Raw genomic sequence first — 624 nt, 5'->3', positions numbered from 1 at the left:
CCGCAATCCCGCACCCGACGAATCCGGACGCAAGGCGTGGGAACTGATTGACGCCGCCGGGTGCCGTGGCCTGAAAATCGGGGGGGCGCAGATGAGCGAGAAGCACTGCAATTTCATGCTCAATACGGGCGACGCCACGGCGGGCGATCTGGAACGGCTGGGGGAGACGGTGCGCCAGCGCGTGCATGACCATACCGCCGTCACACTGCGCTGGGAAATCCGGCGCATCGGTCGCCCGGCGGCTACTGGCAGGGAAGAAGACGTATGACACGCCGCAAGATTTCCGTCCTGATGGGCGGCCTCTCCGCCGAGCGCACGGTCAGCCTGAACAGCGGGCGCAACGTGGCCGAGGCCCTGCGCGACCGGGGGCATGACGTACGCTGCATCGACGCGGGTGCCGACCTGCTGTCCATCGTGCGCGACCTGCGCGACCACGCGCCCGATGTCGTGTTCAACGCCCTGCACGGGCGGTTTGGGGAGGACGGATCCATTCAGGGCGTGCTGGACTGGATGGGCATCGCCTATACCCATTCCGGTGTCCGGGCCTCGGCCACGGCCATGGACAAGGACGCGGCGCGCCGGGTCTTCGCCGCCGCCGGGCTGCCGGTAGCCGACCGGGCTGGT

The 624-nt window shown here is 68.8% G+C and carries 2 pseudogenes; both read left to right on the top strand.

Annotated elements, in window-relative coordinates:
- Positions 1-268: pseudogene (locus JCM25156_RS19655) on the top strand (UDP-N-acetylmuramate dehydrogenase); the annotation flags it as partial.
- A pseudogene (locus JCM25156_RS19650) lies at positions 265-624 on the top strand (D-alanine--D-alanine ligase); the annotation flags it as partial. The pseudogenes JCM25156_RS19655 and JCM25156_RS19650, both read left to right, overlap by 4 nt.

Source organism: Komagataeibacter kakiaceti JCM 25156, from assembly GCF_000613305.1.
Note: the sequence above shows the minus strand (reverse complement) of the source record. Positions and strands in the feature narration are given on the sequence as shown.